Origin of the sequence: Gimesia maris (genome assembly GCF_008298035.1) — a bacterium.
Classification (GTDB): Bacteria; Planctomycetota; Planctomycetia; order Planctomycetales; family Planctomycetaceae; genus Gimesia; species Gimesia maris.
On the sequence record NZ_CP042910.1, the window covers coordinates 6,379,721 to 6,399,314 of the forward strand.

Sequence of the window (19,594 nt, forward strand, 5' to 3'; positions counted from 1 at the left end):
TGGAGAGCAGTTTTACTCTCAAATAAACCAGTACAAGACAAAAACACTTCCTGTTAAATATTTGATACAACAAGGTAGAGCGATGCGACTGAGAGAAATTCGATTCCGCATGATAATCGTCACGTTAATACTGACATCGATGCAGGTCGCTCGGGCTGAGGAAACCAAAGTTCGTTATAAAACGCTGAACGATATCCCGTATTATACGGCTGAGGAATCACAGCAGAACGAATACATGCAGGAACGCTGCAATCTGGATTTATACTATCCCACAAAGTTGAAAGGATTTCCCACGGTCGTCTGGTTTCATGGCGGGGGTTTGAAAGGGGGCAGTAAATCGATTCCGAAAGAACTGCAGAACCAGGGTCTGGCGATTGTTGCCGTCAATTACCGTCTGTTTCCTAAAGCCAAAAAACCGGCCTACCTCGAAGATGCGGCGGCTGCCGTGGCCTGGACGTTTCAGCATATCAGCGAATATGGCGGTGATCCCGAATTGATTTTTGTCGCCGGCCATTCCGCAGGCGGCTACCTGACCAGTATGCTGGGACTGGATAAACGCTGGCTCGCTGCGCATGACATCGATGCAAATCGCATTGCCGGACTGATCCCCTACAGTGGTCACTGCATCACACACATGACTGTTCGCGAAGAAAAGGGAATCGAACGCGATCAACCTATCATCGATAATATGGCGCCCCTGTTTCACGCCCGCAAAGATGCGCCCCCGATCCTGCTGATTACCGGTGACAGGGAACTGGAATTTCCCACACGCTACGAAGAAAACGCTTACATGCATCGCCTGCTACAGGTGGTCAAGCATCCGCAGGCGCAGCTGTTTGAACTGGACGGTTTCACCCACGGCACCATGGCCAGGCCAGGACATTTCCTGCTGTTGGAAGAAGTCAAACGCGTTATCAAAGCGAAAAAACAAGCCGACTGATACAAGCCATCAGGATTGTGAACGCAGCCTGAGTGCATTGGCAATCACAGAGATTGAACTGAAACTCATGGCTGCTGCAGCAATCATCGGGCTTAACAACGCATGCATTCCCAGGAAGGGGACCAGAATGCCTGCAGCAATCGGAATACCCAGCGCATTATAACCGAACGCAAACAGCAAATTCTGGTGGATATTTTTCATGACCAGTCGACTGAGATCGATGGCATCGACGACTCCACGCAGATCCCCTTTGACCAGCGTGACTTCGGCACTTTCAATGGCGACATCGGTACCGGTTCCCATGGCGATGCCCACGTCGGCTTCCGCCAGGGCTGGCGCGTCGTTGATGCCGTCTCCCGCCATCGCCACTTTGTGACCTGCATTTCGCAGCGCTTTGATTTTTTCGTATTTGTCCTGCGGCTTCACTCCTGCTTCCACATCATCAATGTTGAGTGACTTCGCGACTGCGCGGGCCGTTTTTTCATTATCGCCCGTCATCATCACAATCGAGAGGCCCAGTTCATGCAACTTCTGAATTGCCTGTGCCGTCGTTGCTTTGATGGGATCAGATACCGAGAGGAAACCCGCAAACTCATTGGCTATGGCGACAAATATTACGCCCTGCCCCTCTTCCCGGAGCCGGTCTGCCCGCGAATTCAGTTCGTCTTTGATGTGAATTGACTGATCCTGCAAAAAGGAAGCACTGCCAACCAGCACCGCTTTGCCATTTACAGTGCCTTTCACCCCTGCACCGGTAACGGAGTCAAAGTCACTGACTTCACTCAGTTTCAACTCACGTTCTTTCGCAGCAACGACGACTGCCTGTGAGAGAGGATGTTCGCTGTGCTGTTCGACGGAAGCGGCAATCTGCAGCAGATCTGCTTCGCTATAATCTGCAGCAGGCGCACATTCTGTCAGTCGAGGCTGACCTTCGGTGAGCGTGCCTGTTTTATCGACCACCAGCGTATCTACTTTCTGCAGGGTTTCGAGTACTTCGGCGTTTTTAATCAGGATCCCGTGCTTTGCTCCGCGTCCCACTCCTACCATGATCGACATGGGAGTCGCCAGCCCCAGCGCACAGGGACAGGCGATGATTAAAACAGCCACCGCATTGATCAGAGCATACGCGAAGCGGGGTTCTGGACCCAGCCAGCTCCAGAGGATGAAGGTCAGTACGGAAGCAGCCAGCACAGCAGGCACAAAGTAAGAAGCAATCGTATCCACCACCCGTTGAATCGGTGCACGACTGCGCTGGGCGCTGGATACCATCTGAATAATCTGTGACAGCAGTGTTTCGCCTCCGACTTTTTCGGCTTTCATCAGGAATGAACCAGTCTGATTCACGGTCCCTCCAATAACGTCATCCCCCTGCTCTTTGGTGACAGGAACCGATTCGCCGGTAATCATCGATTCATCAATCAGGCTTTTTCCTTCCTGAACTACGCCATCCACGGGCACTTTTTCGCCGGGTCGCACACGCAGCAGATTTCCGGTCTGTACTTCTTCCAGCGCGATCTCCCGCTCTGCGCCATCTACAACCAGACGGGCGGTCGGCGGAGCAAGCGAAAGCAGTTCCTGAATTGCGCTGTTGGTCCGTTTGCGCGCTCTCAGTTCCAGCATCTGGCCCAGTAGGACCAGTACTGTGATCACTACGGTCGCTTCGAAATACAGCTCAACCGTTCCTTGATGTTGAAAAGAAGCAGGAAAGATCCCGGGAGCCAGCAACGCGATCAGACTGTAAATGTAGGCGGTACCTGTACCGATCCCGATCAGCGTGAACATGTTCAGATTCATGCTGATGACCGAACGGTAGGCACGTTCAAACAAAGGCCAGCCAGCCCAGAACATGACCGGAGTACTGAGCAGGAACTGAATCCAGCCGGATATTTCCGGTGAGATCCAGTGATGAACCGGAATCCCCGTCATGGGCAGCATCGCCAGCAGGAACACCGGCAATCCCAGAATCAGCCCGCCCCAGAAACGACGGGACATCCGCTCATATTCGGCAGCTTCTTCCGGCGATTCCTCTTTCTGAGGCATCAGCGGTTCCAGATCCATACCACAGATCGGACAGCTGCCAGGGCCCACCTGTTCGATTTCCGGATGCATGGGGCAGGAATAGATTGTGCCGGCAGGTACATCCCGGGGTTCCTGTTTGTGAGACTGATGCTGTCCGTGGTGATCATGCTGCTGATCATGTTGACAGCAGCTATGCTTTTTCTCTGGCTCAGGCTCTACATGCTGGGCAACAAACTTGTCGCGACACCCCTGGCTGCAGAAATACCAGTCTTGACCATCGACGGTTTCGTGCAACGCAGTAGACTCGTCGACTTCCATGTGGCAGATCGGATCAGTGGCAGTCATGAAGTACTTTTCTGTTAGAGTTTCAAATTAATGATTGAGTTTTGCCTGTTCCTTCTCAATCATTTTTTCTTTCAGGCTCGTCGTGCTGGAAGGGCCGAATACCTTGATGGCGTGAAACACAATACCGATCCCCCAGCCACACAGAGGCCAGATGAACCAGTATTTGTCGGGAGACCGCGTCAGATTTAACGCGATCAGACCGGCATTGACTACTACGTAAACACCACTATGAATCACAAATCCCATTTTCTTTTCGACCCGCTCTTTTGCCAGATCGTAATTTTTCTCAGTCTTTGCCATTACGGTTTCTCCTGTCTCAGATTTTATACCGCAGAACATATTAAAAAAACAGCTTGATTTTAAACCGTCTGCCTGAGAAAAGAATCGCAATTGCTATGCCAGTCTGGCATGAGCACCCCACATTGTCTGTAAGTCGCTGAAAATTCGGTATTATGGCTAACGCACGAGGCACAGATCTGAATTTCTATGGATTAATTGATGAAAAAAAAGGTTGCTGCCCCTTCAGATTGAGAGATCAGCAACCGTTTGAATCAGATTATTTCTATTTTAATTACTCTTTAGAAAGATCCAGAGAGAGGGAGATACTCTCGCTTTTGGCACCTTTGTCAGCCTGCAGAGGAATGTTCCATTGTGCAGAATGCTGTTTACATAAGCCCCCCACTCCATCGCGGCAGTAACCAAACCGTAGATTCAAAGTATATTTGCCCGACAACTGCTTCATGGCGGGTAACTGCAGGACCAGTTGATCCCCTTCCACGGCCCCTTTTCCCCGTGCCAGTATCACCTCGGGGTTTTCGGCTGACTTGAAGGTAAACTTCACAGGTGCCAACGGAGAAAGCTTATAGTCTGTCGGCAACTGGGGAGAGACTTTGATTTTGAGAGCAGCGCCGGGAACCACTTTCTGCGGAGGGGCATTCAATGCTTTATCTGCGGCAGCGGTAAAACTGTCATCAACGGTTTTCGGCAGGCTGGGAGGAGCTAAACCTGCGATTTTGAATTCACTGACTTTGTGATCGTCCAGATTCACAACACAAATCCGCTGATTGTTGGTATCAGCCACAAACAGGCGATTGCCCACCTTTGCCAGGCCAGATGGTTCAGAGAACTCAACCGGGTTCAGGCTGTTGCCATCCTTGCCGGTTCCCAGAAACGTTTTGACTTCGTTTGTCTTGAGATCGATGGTTTTCAGTTTATGATTATAAGTGTCAGCGACATACAGCCGCCCGTTATCATAAAGCACGCCCAGCGGATGCTGCAGTCGGGCCGCTTCACCGATCCCATCCTTGTCGCCGAATTCGAACAGTGAGCGTCCGCGTTCGAGATCAGAAGTTCCTGCAACAGTGCTCACGGTTTTGTTCTTCGTATCCACTTTGCGAACAGCAGAGCCTTCACTGTCAACGACGTAGAAAACGTCTCCATCCACGGCAATCCCTGACGTCTGCGCAAACGCAGACGTTTCCAGTGGCCCGTTGGTAATATCTTCCCGTCCGGAGCCGGCATAGACGCCGATTTCATCGGAACCGAGTTTATGAGACCAGATCTGATGCGGTCCCGCCATGCAGATATAGAGCACATCATCGATTGCCGCCAGCGCCCAGGGACTGTTGAGGGCCGCTTCTTTCAGTTTCCCTCCTGCAGAACGAAAACGCGCCTGTTCCCCGGTACCAGCCAGCGTACTGACCTGTTTTTTATCGAGATCAACAGTTCGAATTGAATGATTTTCCGTATCCGCCACATACAGTGTATTTCCCACCAGGGCCATCCCCTGCGGATGATCAAAGGAGGCGGTTTTGTAGTCGCCGTCTTTGTTCCCAATCTGACCTGAGCCTATGACGTCGATCAGCTTTCCATCCAGCGAAGCAATCACGATCCGGTTATGGTTGCTGTCGGAAATGAACAATCGCTGCTGAGCGGGATCAGCGAGCAGTTTGCCCGGAAATTTGAGTGGGGTTTGTTTTAATTTGGCCGACTCCAGTTCAAAATGCACGGGAGTCTCATCGAGTGTCCCTTTGGCGCGATGATAGGCGATCACCTTTTCCAGAACTTTATCCAGCAGTTCCCGATTCCCTTCACCTGACAGATGGCCGCAGTAATTTCCTTCCGGGTCAATCAAGACCATGGACGGCCAGGCACGCACACCAAACTTCCGCCAGACGGTCATGTTGGCGTCATTGATAACCGGATGTTTGATTTCATAACGCTGAATGGCACGTCGGATATTATCGGTCTCTTTTTCATTATCAAATTTGGCAGAATGGCAGCCGATGACCACCAGTTCGTTGGGATACTTCTTTTCCAGGTATGCCAGGTCCGGCAGCACATGCATGCAGTTAATACAGCAATACGTCCAGAAATCGATGAGAACGACTTTGCCCCGCAGATCTTTCAGCGTGATTTCCCCCGAAGTGTTCAACCACTCGACGCCACCATCAATGCTGGGAGCCTTGGGACGATCTGGAAAGGGATTTTGAATTTCGGCATCTGCTGCAGAAGCGGGAGTTTTTTCATCAGCATCAGCAGACGAAAAACTGCCGGCACACAACAGAGCGAAAAGTGCAACGGTGCAGGGGATTAGATTCAGAAAAGCTGGCTTTCCTGGCATGCCTGATTCTCCATATTCTGGTTGGCAAACTGGGGCAGGTTCAATTTTGGATGCGGGTGCTGCGAAGTGAGCACACTTCTATTGTAAGCAGCCAGCGGCGGAGTGGAACAGTTCAACCTGATAATTTCACAGACGATTTCAGATTCATTAAACACCTCAAAATGAAATGATCTGTGAAACGGCAGTCTGACAGCTGAAGTTTACTCGTGACGCAGTGCTTCAATCGGGTCGAGGCGTGCCGCAGAAATCGCCGGGTAAATTCCAGAGATAATTCCGATCGTCACAGAAATTCCAAAGGCAACAGGCAGACTCCAGAATGCAATCTGGGGATGCAGATCAAAAAACATGCGGCCGACTTCCGACCCCGCTGAGTTCCCTTCCATCACAAAGTTCTGCACGAACCACTGGATCCCCAGAAAGGTGACGGGCGTCAGCAATCCAAACACCACTCCAATCAATCCCCCCGAGCCGGCAAGCACAATGGTTTCCGTCAGGAACTGTTCGATGATGTCTCTTTGACGAGCGCCCAGCGCGCGTCGCACTCCGATTTCACGTGTGCGCTCAGTCACGGTCGCCAGCATGATGTTCATAATCCCGATGCCACCCACCACCAGACTGATGGCGGCGATCGAACCCAGCACGACGTTAAAGATCATTCGAATCTGTTCCGCCTGTTTTAACAGTTCCAAAGGCACAACTACTGCATAGTCTTTCGTGCGCGGATGTGACTGATCGAGTGTCTCTCGAATTGCCTGGGCGGTTGGCAGCACAGCATCTTTATGATTCACACGCAACGTGATCTGATTGAGTTCAATGTGTTCGGCTGTCATACTGCCAGCCTGATTTTTGATATCCAGATCCCCTTCGCGCGCCTGCAGGGTTTTGATGGGAATATAGACGTCTTTGTTATAATCCTGACCGGAAAGACTGCCTCCAATGGCGGCAGATGCCGTCCTGTCTTTCGTCACGCCGACCACGGTATAAAACATGGGACCGATGCGAATGGATTTTCCGAGAGGATTTTCAAACTTAAACAGACTGTTGGCCACTTCGTTGGCAATCACGGTCACGTTCAACAACTTCTCTTGATCACTGCCAGTCAGAAACCGCCCTTGAGAGAGCTGCAGATGATTCATCTCCAGATAGTCGGCGGTGCACCCCACAACGCGAGCGTTCATGGCTTCTTTGAGATAACGGATTTCCCGATCCACTTCGCGAATCGGAGCCGCACTGGTAATGGTGGGTAGAGTTTGTGTCAGGATTTTATAATCGGAACGTAGCAGGCCATACTGCAGAACGCGGCTGCGTGTAGAAGACTGTGTGACTTCATGCGGCGGTTTGACACTGCGGACAATCACGTTTGTGGCCCCCAGCTCGAGAACCTGCTTCTGTGCCTGGGCGCTGGCACCTTCACCAATTGCCAACATCGCAATCACGGAAAAAACACCAAACACAATCCCCAGCATCGTCAGTCCGGACCTCAGCTTATGCAGCATTAAGCTTTTTAAAGCAAGCCGAACGATACGAATAATACGGGACATGCGAAGTGCCTGAATGTAATACAGAATGAAAAGTAAACGGGCGACTGTCGGTCGCGTTAAGAGACAGGGAGGGACTGTTCTAGGATGGTTTCACTCTCAATGAGACCATCTTTCATCATAATCTGACGCTTGGTCTGTTTGGCGATCCCCGGTTCGTGGGTCACCATTATGATGGTACGCCCCTCCGCATTCAAATTATGGAGGATATCCATGATTTCCGCTTCGGTAGCAGAATCCAGGTTACCCGTTGGTTCGTCTGCGAGGATAATTTGAGGGTCATTGACTAACGCGCGGGCAATGGACACCCGCTGTTGCTGCCCCCCGGACAACTGGAAAGGGCGGTGATCCATGCGATCACCGAGCCCGACCATGCGGGCCAGTTCCATGCACCATTCCCGCTCGACGCGTCCAATCGCCGGGTAACCAGCCCGGTAGAGCAGGGGGACTTCAATGTTTTCCAGTACCGTGTATTGTGTGATCAGGTTGAACGACTGAAAGATAAATCCGATCATGTCATTCCGCATCTCAGAGAGTTCATCATCATCCAGCGTAGAGACATCGCGGCCGCCGAGGATGTATTGGCCACTGGTGGGTCGATCGAGTGCCCCCAGCAGATTCAGCATGGTACTTTTACCACTTCCGGAGGAGCCCATAATGGCCACAAAGTCCCCTTCAGGGAAGTCCGTAGACACTCCCCGCAGCGCTTTGACGACCACCGACCCCAGATCATAGAACTTGGTGAGATCGATCACTTGGGCAGCAAGCTTCATGGTCGGTTTTCTCCGCCGGGCCTTGAACCTCCTGCCCCACCACCGGAAGCACCTGCTCCGCCGCCGGGACCCCGGAGCTTACTGAGTTCTGCTGCGTCCAGAAATCCGTCCTTATTGGCATCCAGTTCATCGAAGCGCTCCTGCATGCGTTCCGGAGCTTCATCCTTGGAAATTTTTCCATCAGAGTTCTTATCCAGACGCTGCAACATGCCCCCGGCATTTCCACCGGCAGGTTTTTTCTTCTCTGCCGACTCACCACGAGGTTTTTCACCGCCTGCTTTTCCCGCTGCGGGACCAGCCGACTTCGCATCCACACTACCGGGCCCCTTTTTCTCAGCCTGCTTTTTCTTTTCCATGGCCAGCTGTTCTTCCAGTTCGATCAGCTCATCGGCAAAGTGGGTCCGCGGGTTCAAAATCACTTCTTCACCGGCTTCGATGCCAGACAAAATTTCGATCATGGTATCACTGGCCTGACCGATTTTGACTTCTCGGCGTTCTGACGTTCCATCTGGCATTAAAATAAACATATAACGCTGCTCGCCAATCGTGATCACCGACTGTACCGGCACCTGTAAAATATCAGGGCGCTGATCAACGCGAATTTCAATTTCGGCTGTTAAACCCGGCTTGAGCTTGGTGATGTCACCATTGTCAGGAAGAATTCTGATCGTGGCTTTATACTCTTTTAAGTCAGGTCGCATCCAGTTGGAAGAAATCGGCACAGAGGAAACCTGGTCGACAATACCTCGATAGAGTTGTTCCGGAAAGGCATCGACGCGGATATCAACAGGCAAGCCTTGATTGATCATACTGATTTTTGATTCGTGAATGCGGGCATCCACTTTCATCTGCGAGAAGTCGGGGAGTTGAATAATGGACTGACGTTCCCGGACTTCTGTCCCTTCTTCAATCACATCTTCACCACTGCTGCGACGACCACTGTCCTGGTTGGCGTAAACGACCTGACCATTTTGTGGTGCAATCAGTTTACAGGCCACGATTTGCTCACGAATACGTTCCAGTTCACTTTTCTCGACTTCATAAGTCAACTGGCTGGCTTTGAGGCGTGCATCGAACTGAGCCTGTGTAGCGATGCCCTGACGGATCACACGATCCAGGTTTCGTTTCTTTTCGTCTACGTCTGCTTCCAGCTCTTTATGTTTGCGGGTCTGTACGTAATCTTTTTCTACTTTGAGATCTTCTTTGGCTATTTCCAGATCAATCTCTGCTTTTACCACATTGATGCGGTCGGCCTCGACGTCGTTCTGACTTTTATAACCTTTTTTGGCGATGCGCTTCGAAAACTCAAAGGCTTCTTCGGCGCGCTGCAGGTCCTCACGCGCTTTGGTAATGGCACCTTCTTTCACGTTGAGGTCTCGCTGAGATTCCCCTTTGAGGAATTTCTCCAGATCGAGTTTCGCCAGAATTAACGCCAGCTCGGCAGCCGAAGTATCGCTTTCATTTTGCGTCTTCTGGATCTCAACATTTTCCTCGGCCTGCTTCAGCTCTGCTTCAGTTTGTGTCACCTGAATTTGCTGCTGTTTTTCTTTATCCACCAGCAGGGATGAATCGAGTTCACAAACGACGTCCCCTTTCTCTACCATCGTTCCTTCGGGAACAATACTGAGGATGGTGGTAAAGCCTTTGACTTTGCTGGACAGGGTCACGTTATTCAAACTGTCAAGCTGACCACGTTCGGTTACCGATACCCGAAACGGCCCCCTGGTTGCCTTGTCCGTAATGTAAGTCGTATTCTTCTTTGAACCTGAAGAAAAGACCGAAAGCAGCGGCGTGCGCAATACGGGGACCGTCAGAACAAGTATCGCGCCGACAATCAATGCGATGATCAGCAGCTTGGCTTTATTGAGGCGCTTGCTCTTCTTCTGTTTCGGTGAGTGCGTTGAGTTCTGCTGCAGGTCGGAAGACGACTGGTTGGATGTCTTCTCCTGCAGTGACTCTTGTTTCAGTTGTTCCTGGGGTGGATTGGCGGTGCTCATTGGTAGGCCTGATTCTTCCCGCGCGGTGTTGATAGAAATCGTCTTTCCAAATACCATTTTCATCTATCTCCATGATACCCATATCTCGATAGATGTTAAGTCGGTTTTGTTCATAATTTACCCAGTTGCTGATTAAACTGTTTTGTGCTTCCAATACTGATGATAACGCATTTAACAGATTTAACCCCTGGTTTCGACCAGCCTGGGCCGGGTCTGAGGTGGCTTCGACTGCACTGTCGTACTGCAGTGCCGCAAGTCGAATCTGAACCCGTGATGTTTCGAAGTTTTGACGGAGCACATTCAGCTGTCGCCAGCTCTGACGAATCTCAAATGTCACATCGTCTTGCGCTTCCATAAAGGTACGACGCTGCCGCTGATATTCGATTTGAGATTCACGATAGGCATTTCGCTCCTGTACTAATGATAACGGAGCCGTAAATTCGATCCCAGCCCGTAATCCCGCCTGACTACCGCGGAAGTCAAGAGGCTTATTTTTGCCGAGAGGCGTACTTATGTCTCCATCTACTACGACATTTAACACCGCTTCCAGGGAATTAGACCGCACTTCCATCAATCTTCTGGCATCCATGACGAATCCTCGCTGGTTCATCAGGTCCAGACGATTCTCGATACCAAGACGCACTGCCTCAGTACTATCCATCGTAAATGGTTCCAGTGTAATGAGTTCGACTCGCAAGCCTATCTCGATCACCTGCATTCCCTGCGAGGTTCTGAGCATGTCTTCCCGCAAATTGGCCATTTCCAGGATAATTCGTTTTTTCTGGTCGTTGGAGAGCGTTTCTTCACTCAAAAAGCCTTTCAGCCCTTCCAGACGACTTTTCATCTCCTGAATTTCCTTACGAACCCCAGAATACAATCGTATATCATTTGCTGTGCTTTGACGGACCCGTTCACGGTCTTCGTCCGACTGGAATCGGCGTTTGCGTAAGGCCAGAATTTCCTCAGAGACCCCCTCCTCGCTGTCACCCAGCAGCTGATCCACGTTTTTAATATCCTGCTCAAGCGTCAGCAGGGCATCTTCTTCGAGACGTCCCTGCAATACTTGCAGACCTTCCACTACCTTGAGCAGTTCCGCAGTGGTCGGCGGGACAAGATTGGGATCTTCCCAGTCCTCCACGTAGACCTTAGCCCAGACTTCGACATAGTCATAAATCTCCTGTTCAATACCCGGCAACAGGGGATCGATCAACTGAAATGGTTTCAGCAGAGATTCGTCAATACTCATTGGCATATTGGGGGGCAGACCGAGAAAGAGTTTGAATCTTCCCAGCGCATCCTGATAGGCCCGTTCCAGAGAACGGAGACGGTTGATCGACTGGGCCAGCCTGGTTTCCAACTGGGCCACATCCAGTGTGACGACTTCCGTCCGAATCCGCTGCACGAGTTCGCCGACGGTCGCCTGATAAGCGTCTTCATCGCTGAGCGCGAGCAGACGTTTTTCCTGCTCTGCTGTCATCTCACCTTTCCAGGAGAGCATTCGCGCCTCTTCATCGAATTCAAGTTTCTCCACCAGCTCTGGTGGAATGATCCAGTTCTCAGGCAGTTTATCAAGACGCTCAGACTGCACTTTGGGTTTCTGTGAAGAGAGTGCCCTGAGGATTTCCACCTGGCGTTCGAGTCGTTTGATGTTATCGCGTTCGTTGTAAATCACCTGCAGCTGTTGCAACAGTTGCAGAAAACCATCTCCACCTGCCACGTTCTGAGTAAAAAAGGTTTTACGGAAGCGGGCCAGAACGCGCGTCTGATACAACACATTGCGCTCATCCTGCGTCAGGTTGTTCAAAACGACCTTCCGTCCTGCACCAAACAGCAGAGGTTGCACGAGGGAATAGGAAAGCACACTGACAGAATTCGTCTGATTCGATCCGGAAAACAACCAGAGTGTATTGTTAGCCAGCTCAACTGCCCATTGGGCACCACTGGGCAGAACCTGATTGACGCCCATTCGGCTGCTTAGGTCCAGTTCCTGGGTCCCGTTTGCCAGGCGTCTGCGATTCAATTCAGCCTGAGGGTTCTGACCGCCCACACCCAGGTAACGAACATCAAACTGAAAACGCCCAAAGGTTAAATCCAAAGCAGCGAGGAACAGATTTTCGATTTGAAACTGATACTCACGACTGTTGATATTGGCGATATCAATTGTTTCCCGCAGTGTGACATCTTCCAGCGCCGGTAATTCCGTGCCGGGTAACGAATTGCCAGAAGCAGCGATTTCGGCACTTAATTCAGGACTGATCCCATACTGCACCAACCAGTCCGGGTTTTCGATACTGAGTGCACGGCCAAATTTATGCCAGCTCTTATAACCTTTTTTACACTGCAACCAGTGCATGTAAACATTGGCCGCCGGATCGTCGGGAGGCAGGGGCTCATGATTCGGGTCATACGGATCATAGAACCGACTGCGTGGATCCGGTTCCACATCATAGCGTGGCACTTCCCATGCCGGGTCGTTGGCTTTCTCAGCCAGAATCTCATAACTGTCCGAGTTGGCCTGATCGGCCCAGAAGGTAGGAGAGCAACCGACTGAGAGCACAACCAGACAGACCATCGTCGCAATAGAGAGGACTGGCTTGAATGTGTCACAACAGGAAATCAGATTTGTGCGCCTCATGGATGAGTATCCGTTACAGAATTTATTAAAACGCCTGGTAGTATCGAAGAAAAGAAAATGATCTCATTAAGCAGCGGGCGTACCCTGAAAGGGAAATGGCCCCTCTGAACCGGGAAATGTTTTGACGGTTTCCCTTTGAGAACGTTGAATGTGTGCTGACTTTAATAACGACTGCAACATGCCATTCAACTGTCTTCTCTGATCAGCAGAGAGAGTTGCCAGCAGTCGCTGCGAAACAATGCCATGAAAGGTCTTCACCCGTTCCAGCAATTGTGCGCCCTGCTCAGTCACTTCCAGCACGCGTTTCCGTCGGTCTTTCTGTGACTGACGCCGCACAACCAGCTGGTCACCTTCCATGCGTTCGATCAGAGTACAGATATTTGACTCGGACTGCCCCAGCTTTCGGGCCAGTTCCGATTGTGAACAGCCGGCTTCTGTAACCGAGTCAATCACCTTCAAAGCAGAATAGCGAACTTCATTGATCTCCAGTTGCGAGAAACTTTGATTCAATGCCACCCGGATTAAATGTGCGGTGCGGATCAAAAGATCAATCTGCTCGACGCTCTCATGATGTTGCAGAGAACGCCAGTCGGCAGGACCGGAGATGGAATCGAATTTCGTATTACTTTCCTGTGCCATATATTTCAGCCTTGAACTGATTCTTCTAACGCAAATCAATCATGAACGCTGCAAACTCCAGGCAGCGCAAATGCCCTTATTTATATTTCGGACATGAAGTATTAGTATCTGAAGGAGTTATCGGCATAACCCGCAAAGTTTTACATAAGTAAAATCTGATTTCAGGTTGCACAGTCGGAGGAAAGTCGGAACAATCAATCAGATGCTTTTGATTGATTTACTCGAAACCCCATCTGGGAGAACGCTTTACATGAAACAATCAGACCGCGCTCATCACACAGTATATAAATACGCATCCCCCCTTATCGCCCTATTCTTGCTATTAACCTCAGTCGCCGATCTCAACGCAGCCCCCGGTCCGAATGTCATCGTGATCTACGCTGACGACCTTGGATACGGGGACCTGGGCTGCTTCGGGCACCCGACGATTAAGACGCCGGCCTTGGATCAGATGGCAGCAGAAGGAATGAAATTTACCCAGTTTTACTCCGCGGCTCCGGTGTGCACTCCCAGTCGGGCAGCGTTGTTAACGGGTCGCTATCCGATTCGTTCAGGTATGTGCAGCGACAAACGGCGCGTCCTGTTCCCCAATTCCGGCGGGGGAATTCCTGCAAGTGAAGTCACACTTGCAGAAGCTTTGAAAGCAGCCGGGTATAAAACAGCTTGCGTCGGTAAGTGGCACCTGGGTCATCTGCCCCAGTTTCTGCCCACAAACAATGGCTTTGACAGCTATTTTGGAATTCCTTACTCCAACGATATGGATCGAGTCGCAGACCGAAAGCACGGACGCAGTATTTTCCTCAAGCCGGAAGTCAAGTTCTGGAATGTCCCCCTGATGCGTAATACAGAAGTCGTCGAACTACCGGCTGACCAGACCACGATCACGAAACGTTATACGGAAGAGGCTATTAAACTGATTCAGCAGAATAAGCAGCAGCCTTTCTTCATCTACCTTGCACACAACATGCCTCATGTACCTCTTTTTCGCTCCCCGGAGTTTCAGGACAAAAGTCGGCGCGGACTGTATGGAGACGTGATTGAGGAAATCGACTGGAGTGTGGGTGAGGTTCTGAAAGAACTCAAAACACAAGGGCTGGACCAGAATACAATTGTCTGGTTTTGCAGCGATAATGGCCCCTGGCTGATCTTTAATGAGCAGGGAGGGTCAGCCGGCCTGCTTCGGGACGGGAAGGGCAGTACCTGGGAAGGAGGGATGCGTGAACCAACGATCGCCTGGTGGCCCGGCCACATTCCTTCGGGTTCGGTATCGCAGGAACTGGGAAGTACAATGGACATCTATACGACATCCATTAAGCTGGCGGGGGGCTCCGTTCCGACCGACCAAGTGGTGGATGGAGTCGATCTCACTCCTGTATTATTGAAAAAGGAAAACAGCCCGCGTGAGGAACTGGCCTATTATCGAGGCACGAAACTGATGGCGTTTCGAAAGGGCCCCTGGAAAGCACACTTCATCACCAAACCTGCTTATGGTCGCGAACCATTTCAGGAACACGATCCACCGGTTTTATACCATCTGGAACATGATCCGTCTGAAAAGTATGACGTGGCCCAAGACCATCCTGATGTCATCAAGGAGCTCAAAGCTGCCGCAGAACAGCATCATAAAACGGTGAAACCGGTCCCGTCACAGTTGGAAATCCCGTTGCCGAATTAGACTGTGTCCAGTTTTACTGCAAGTTCTTCAGGATCATTGTGACTGAGAATCACAGTTCAGAAGACGCGATTGGCTAAGCACAGGCGTTCCCCTGGTAGACGGGCTCCGCTTACCAGTAACAGATATAGCGAGGACCTTCCGGTTCTTCCCTGATGCGAAAATGGATTGCTTTGCTGCTTTTTTCCTGATTGAAGCTGTTCCATTCCGCACAGAAAAGGGGAAGTTGCGCTGCATCAAATTCAGGCCGTGGTTCCGACAGGCGAAAATAAGCGTCATGAATCAATGCCAGCGCGACCATCAGGGGATGCTTATCATTATCAGGCTGGCAAAGCAGCAGTTCCAGCGACTGGGCTGCATGCAGACAGTCTTTGAAACGCGATTCACGCAGACACTCTGAGGCCATTCGTTCCACATATTTTAACAGATTATCGATGCCATGCTGATTTAAGAGTACGTCTTTTCGGTTTTCAAACTGCAGTGCGATTTCAATCTGCTCCTGGAGTTCTTCGTCGGTCTCACTGGGAATCGGCATGCGGCCGTAACCGTCGGGGACAATCGACTCGATGGTTTTTATCGTCTGTGCCAGATCGGCAGGATTGTGATTCATTTTTGTTTAACTGCAAAATAGGAAATAGAAATCTTCCGGGACACACGAACCAGGTTCGCTGACGAGTGATTATATATAAAAACCGGAAAACGATTCATCCTCTTTTCAAAATAAAAAGAACCGATTGAGTCAAAACTCAATCGGTTCTTTTATCAATGATCAGTGGCAAACCGGACTGACTGCTTATTTCAGAAAGAAGTCATCTGGTCCTTTGTGCGTGTAGTAAGGATACTGCACGATACCCAGTGGCTGGTTCTGCTGCGGATAGACGGTCGCAGGGGGGACATACTTGTATGTCTGATAGTGCTTCGGGCGTTTATTTTGATGGTAGGTATTTTTGTGGCCGGTTTTCCAGCCACCTGCACCCGGTGGGCAATAAGCGCCGCCATGGCGACGATGTCCCATCTGCTGAATCGGTGCCTGCTGGCCTGCATACTGTTGATGCATGGCCTGCTGATGCATGGCCTGTTGACGCTTCTGCATCATTTCAGCCTGTTGCTGCATCAGGAATTCTCCGTCGGCCGACTGACCCCGAATGACCTGGCTATTCGAACATCCCACACACAGTGGTAGAATCAGACAAGCGGCCATTTTACAAAACAAGTGAGGCTTCATTGGCTTCCTTTCCCCGGTTTTACTGAATTTGAGCGTGTTTCCGTTCGCGCTCGTCATTGGGTATGAGTGATACCTGCTGAGAATTCTGCGGACCACGATTCGATTGAGATCGTATTTTGTCTGCGAAAGACTTAATTCTTTTATCGGCCATTCCGAGTTAAACAATAGTTAAAATCACCAAGAATCGGAAAACCGCGCTAATATTCAAATCTGATCGACCTTGCAGAATCGTTAAAACCGGGATAGATTATCGTGGTTTCCTACTCTATGAGACCATAAGCGTAAAATAGATAAAGTGGGTTGTTTGATAGTTTGAGTTTTTTCAGGCAAGACATCGTCTGTGACGAAGTGCTCATATTGCTTTGTTCTTTGCCAACAAGGGAGTGTTCGGCGTGTTTGTAGCTGCATCATCACGTTGTTTTTCTGATGAATCGTTTGAAGTCAGTTGTGAGCGTCTCACCGATCTGGAGTTCGACAAAATCGAAATCTGGATGAGTGAAGAGAGCGACCATCTGAAACCATCTGAAGTCGTTGCGTCACCGGAAGATTTTTATTCACGTTTTCGAGAAGCGACCCGGTTGACCCCTATCGCCTTCTGCCTGGAGAACGATATCTCACCGGCCGGGTTCAAATCCTTGTGCAAAGCAGCCAAGATGTTGCGGATTGCACAGATCACCATCCCGGCTTCTCCACTGGGGACGCCGTTTAATACGGAAATTGACCGACTCAAAGCATTACTGGAAATTGCCAGCCGCGATGGAATTCGACTTTCCATCAAAACCAAAACCGGGCAACTGACCGAAGATCCGAGGACGGCAACAGAACTCTGTCAATCTGTCAAAGGTCTCGGCCTGACGCTTGATCCGAGTTATTACACTTGCGGCCCATTCAGTAATACTTCATACGACCTGGTATTTCCGTATGTCTGTCACATTCACCTGCGTGATTCCACCGCCGACCAGATTCAGGTTCCAGTCGGTCTGGGAGAAATCGATTACAGCCGCCTGATCAGCATGCTGGAACGTCAGGAATATCACCAGTTCCTCTCAGTGGAACTTCTCCCGGAACTGTTGAAAGATACTGACCGGGCGCTGGAACTGCGAAAATTGAGAATGCTGCTGGAATCCGTTGTGATCTGAGCATCTGCCAGTCAGTTTACGACCGCGTCCAGTTTTACAGTCGCGTCTTCAGGACCATTTGAACCGGGTACCATAAATTGAGAGACGCTACGGTTCAATGTGATGTGATCTGGAATACAGAAACAGACAGAGCCTTCCGTGACGCGAAAGGCTCTGTCTGTTTTATGTGCTGTTGAAGAGATGATTTATTTGTAATCTTTGGGATTACCAAACAGACCGCCGCTTCCACCGCCGGCTGATTCATCCGCGTTTCCACCCAAGAGTGGCCCTTTGCGTTTGCGCTCATAAGAGGGCTGATCTTCTACCGGTGCTTCGGCGGCCTCTGGTTTGTCGATCAACGCTTTAATCGACAGACTGATCCGTTTCCGGTTGGGATCCACTTCCAGAACCTTTGCAGAAGTCTCCTGACCGGTAGTCAGTACTTCCGTCACCCGTTTCACGCGACGATGATCGAGTTCACTGATATGAATCAAACCTTCCAGGCCTGGCTCCAGTTCGATGAACGCACCAAAGTCTGTCGTACGGGTCACTTTGCCGGAGATCGTCGAACCGGTTGCATAACGGTCTTCGGCTGACTGCCAGGGATCCTGCTGCAGTTGCTTCATCCCCAGACTGATGCGATTCTTTTCTTTATCGATCTTCAGAATTTTCACATTGATCTGCTGATGTTCGCTCAAGGCATCTTTAGGATGCTTGATCCGGTTCCAGCTGATCTCGCCAATGTGCAGGAAGCCATCAATGCCTCCCAGATCCACGAAGGCACCATAATCTTTGATATTTTTCACGGTCCCGGTATGTTCCTGACCGATGGCCAGTTTTTCCCACAGCTCTTTCTGGATTTCTTCGCGTTCTGATTCGAGATACTTGCGACGACTCACAACCAGATTACGTTTCTTGGGGTTCACTTCTGTAATCTGAACAGTCAGTTTCTGACCGACGAAAGGTTCGAGATCACCCACAAAATACAGGTCGACCTGGCTGGCGGGCAGAAAACCTCTCAGGCTTCCCACGTTGACTTCCAGTCCCCCTTTATTTGATTTGTTGACAACACATTCGACGACCTGACCGGCTGAAACGGCATCCCAGTCACCAGCGGGTTTGTGATGACCACGTGGCAGCGAAAGCTGAATCAGACCTTCCGCTTCTTTGACACTGGTGACTTTCACATCCACTTCCTGTCCGATGACAGGTGTTTTCTCGCCAAACTGTCGCAGGGGAACAATTCCAGGGACTCCCATTGCTTTGGCACCGAGATCGATGAAGACGTCGTCGTTATTGATGGATTCCACAACCCCTTTCAACCGATCGCCTTCGCCAACTCCTTCTTCTGCTGCTGCGCCTGATTTTGTAGCTGGAGTGGCTGGTGCAGTTGCATCTTCCGATTTTGCTTCGGCGGCGATTTCTTCATCACTCAGAGTTTTCGGAAGTTCCTGTGCTCCCTGACCTGACAGGGCGGCTGCGAGTTCTGCTTCCAGATCACCGTCCAGATCATCCACTGCTGGAGGAATATCGACAGGTTCGGCAGCTTCTGCAATCTGCATCATGGCCGCTTCCTGAAGCTGTTCCTGTGTGGGTTCAGCTGAAGCTTCTGCATCGCCCCCTTCCTTGTTAGCAGGAGCAACACTCGAACCTTTTGCAGGAATGGCTTTGAACTGTGCCGGGTCCACTTTCGGCTTCAACTGGACTTTGCGTTCCGCTTTTTCCGCTTCCTGTGAGGCGGCAGCCTCTGGTTCCGCAGGAGTTTCGGGCTGTGGAGTTTCAGCGGAAGCTGAAGAGGTTGCCTCATTCACGCCGGCGTCGGACTCCTGTGGAGTCTCCGGCTGTTCCTGATCGGCTGGTGATTTCGCTTCCAAAGCTTCTTCACTCGTATTGACTTCTTCAGTAGATGGTCGTTCTGAACTCATGGGAGATGAACTTTCTCGCCTAATTACTTACTTCAAGATACAGGAATGTTTCACAGGCTCGTCAGGCCAGCCACAGACAGACATCCACCCGACTGCAGTAACTTCTTTCATTCAGGTTCAAAAACCTGCCGGACTAATTAAAAGA

At 50.6% G+C, this 19,594-nt stretch carries 14 protein-coding genes; 3 read left to right on the forward strand and 11 right to left on the reverse strand.

The genetic code is table 11. The annotated features are described in order from the left end of the window. Positions 1 to 82: 82 nt before the first annotated feature. Positions 83 to 940 carry an alpha/beta hydrolase gene (locus tag GmarT_RS23660; RefSeq protein WP_149303321.1) on the forward strand — a complete coding sequence of 286 codons (858 nt, stop codon included), beginning with the start codon at positions 83 to 85 and terminating at the stop codon, positions 938 to 940. Positions 941 to 949: 9 nt separating this feature from the next. Here the strand turns inward: GmarT_RS23660 and GmarT_RS23665 are convergent, their stop codons facing one another. The 8 genes from GmarT_RS23665 to GmarT_RS23700 form a co-directional block, all read right to left on the reverse strand. After that, positions 950 to 3,304 (reverse strand): heavy metal translocating P-type ATPase, encoded by a 2,355-nt coding sequence (locus GmarT_RS23665; RefSeq protein ID WP_002647744.1) that lies wholly within the window; start codon positions 3,302 to 3,304, stop codon positions 950 to 952. A 27-nt stretch (positions 3,305 to 3,331) separates the two neighbouring features. Next, on the reverse strand, positions 3,332 to 3,604 hold the full coding sequence (locus GmarT_RS23670) for a 2TM domain-containing protein (RefSeq protein ID WP_002647743.1): 273 nt from the start codon (positions 3,602 to 3,604) through the stop codon (positions 3,332 to 3,334). 271 nt (positions 3,605 to 3,875) lie between these two features. Then, positions 3,876 to 5,927, reverse strand: a complete 2,052-nt coding sequence (locus GmarT_RS23675) for a thioredoxin-like domain-containing protein (protein ID WP_002647742.1) — start codon at positions 5,925 to 5,927, stop codon at positions 3,876 to 3,878. 200 nt (positions 5,928 to 6,127) lie between these two features. Beyond that, complete coding sequence (locus GmarT_RS23680; protein WP_002647741.1) at positions 6,128 to 7,468, reverse strand: ABC transporter permease; 1,341 nt, start codon at positions 7,466 to 7,468, stop codon at positions 6,128 to 6,130. A 56-nt stretch (positions 7,469 to 7,524) separates the two neighbouring features. Beyond that, complete coding sequence (locus GmarT_RS23685; RefSeq protein WP_002647740.1) at positions 7,525 to 8,238, reverse strand: ABC transporter ATP-binding protein; 714 nt, start codon at positions 8,236 to 8,238, stop codon at positions 7,525 to 7,527. Next, a complete protein-coding gene (locus GmarT_RS23690; RefSeq protein ID WP_230682514.1) occupies positions 8,235 to 9,842 on the reverse strand; it encodes a permuted SH3 domain-containing protein in 1,608 nt (535 codons plus the stop codon). The genes GmarT_RS23685 and GmarT_RS23690 overlap by 4 nt, the downstream gene beginning before the upstream one ends. A gap of 256 nt (positions 9,843 to 10,098) precedes the next feature. Further along, a complete protein-coding gene (locus tag GmarT_RS30130; protein WP_081459551.1) occupies positions 10,099 to 12,870 on the reverse strand; it encodes a TolC family protein in 2,772 nt (923 codons plus the stop codon). 66 nt (positions 12,871 to 12,936) lie between these two features. Further along, entirely contained in the window at positions 12,937 to 13,509 is a 573-nt protein-coding gene (locus GmarT_RS23700) for a MarR family winged helix-turn-helix transcriptional regulator (protein ID WP_002647737.1), read from the reverse strand. Between the two features lie 250 nt (positions 13,510 to 13,759). On the opposite strand from GmarT_RS23700, the gene GmarT_RS23705 reads away from it, so the two are divergent. Continuing rightward, a complete protein-coding gene (locus tag GmarT_RS23705) occupies positions 13,760 to 15,184 on the forward strand; it encodes a sulfatase family protein (protein WP_002647736.1) in 1,425 nt (474 codons plus the stop codon). A gap of 109 nt (positions 15,185 to 15,293) precedes the next feature. On the opposite strand, the gene GmarT_RS23710 is transcribed toward GmarT_RS23705, so the two are convergent. Further along, entirely contained in the window at positions 15,294 to 15,791 is a 498-nt protein-coding gene (locus GmarT_RS23710; protein WP_002647735.1) for a hypothetical protein, read from the reverse strand. A gap of 183 nt (positions 15,792 to 15,974) precedes the next feature. Further along, positions 15,975 to 16,406 (reverse strand): hypothetical protein, encoded by a 432-nt coding sequence (locus GmarT_RS23715; protein ID WP_149303323.1) that lies wholly within the window; start codon positions 16,404 to 16,406, stop codon positions 15,975 to 15,977. Between the two features lie 392 nt (positions 16,407 to 16,798). Here GmarT_RS23715 and GmarT_RS23720 point away from each other — a divergent pair, with 392 nt between their 5' ends. Continuing rightward, the gene (locus GmarT_RS23720; protein WP_044239025.1) at positions 16,799 to 17,545 is read left to right on the forward strand and encodes a sugar phosphate isomerase/epimerase family protein; all 747 of its coding nucleotides are present in this window, start codon (positions 16,799 to 16,801) and stop codon (positions 17,543 to 17,545) included. Between the two features lie 185 nt (positions 17,546 to 17,730). Here the strand turns inward: GmarT_RS23720 and GmarT_RS23725 are convergent, their stop codons facing one another. After that, positions 17,731 to 19,449 carry a 30S ribosomal protein S1 gene (locus tag GmarT_RS23725; protein WP_002647732.1) on the reverse strand — a complete coding sequence of 573 codons (1,719 nt, stop codon included), beginning with the start codon at positions 19,447 to 19,449 and terminating at the stop codon, positions 17,731 to 17,733. Between the last annotated feature and the right edge of the window lie 145 nt (positions 19,450 to 19,594).

Excerpts from the sequence above, each read along its gene's own strand:
- GmarT_RS23660 (WP_149303321.1), top strand. The coding sequence starts at position 83 with ATGCGACTGAGAGAAATTCGATTCCGCATGATAATCGTCACGTTAATA.
- GmarT_RS23665 (WP_002647744.1), bottom strand. The coding sequence starts at position 3,304 with ATGACTGCCACTGATCCGATCTGCCACATGGAAGTCGACGAGTCTACT.
- GmarT_RS23670 (WP_002647743.1), bottom strand. The coding sequence starts at position 3,604 with ATGGCAAAGACTGAGAAAAATTACGATCTGGCAAAAGAGCGGGTCGAA.
- GmarT_RS23675 (WP_002647742.1), bottom strand. The coding sequence starts at position 5,927 with ATGCCAGGAAAGCCAGCTTTTCTGAATCTAATCCCCTGCACCGTTGCA.
- GmarT_RS23680 (WP_002647741.1), bottom strand. The coding sequence starts at position 7,468 with ATGTCCCGTATTATTCGTATCGTTCGGCTTGCTTTAAAAAGCTTAATG.
- GmarT_RS23685 (WP_002647740.1), bottom strand. The coding sequence starts at position 8,238 with ATGAAGCTTGCTGCCCAAGTGATCGATCTCACCAAGTTCTATGATCTG.
- GmarT_RS23690 (WP_230682514.1), bottom strand. The coding sequence starts at position 9,842 with ATGGTAGAGAAAGGGGACGTCGTTTGTGAACTCGATTCATCCCTGCTG.
- GmarT_RS30130 (WP_081459551.1), bottom strand. The coding sequence starts at position 12,870 with ATGAGGCGCACAAATCTGATTTCCTGTTGTGACACATTCAAGCCAGTC.
- GmarT_RS23700 (WP_002647737.1), bottom strand. The coding sequence starts at position 13,509 with ATGGCACAGGAAAGTAATACGAAATTCGATTCCATCTCCGGTCCTGCC.
- GmarT_RS23705 (WP_002647736.1), top strand. The coding sequence starts at position 13,760 with ATGAAACAATCAGACCGCGCTCATCACACAGTATATAAATACGCATCC.
- GmarT_RS23710 (WP_002647735.1), bottom strand. The coding sequence starts at position 15,791 with ATGAATCACAATCCTGCCGATCTGGCACAGACGATAAAAACCATCGAG.
- GmarT_RS23715 (WP_149303323.1), bottom strand. The coding sequence starts at position 16,406 with ATGAAGCCTCACTTGTTTTGTAAAATGGCCGCTTGTCTGATTCTACCA.
- GmarT_RS23725 (WP_002647732.1), bottom strand. The coding sequence starts at position 19,449 with ATGAGTTCAGAACGACCATCTACTGAAGAAGTCAATACGAGTGAAGAA.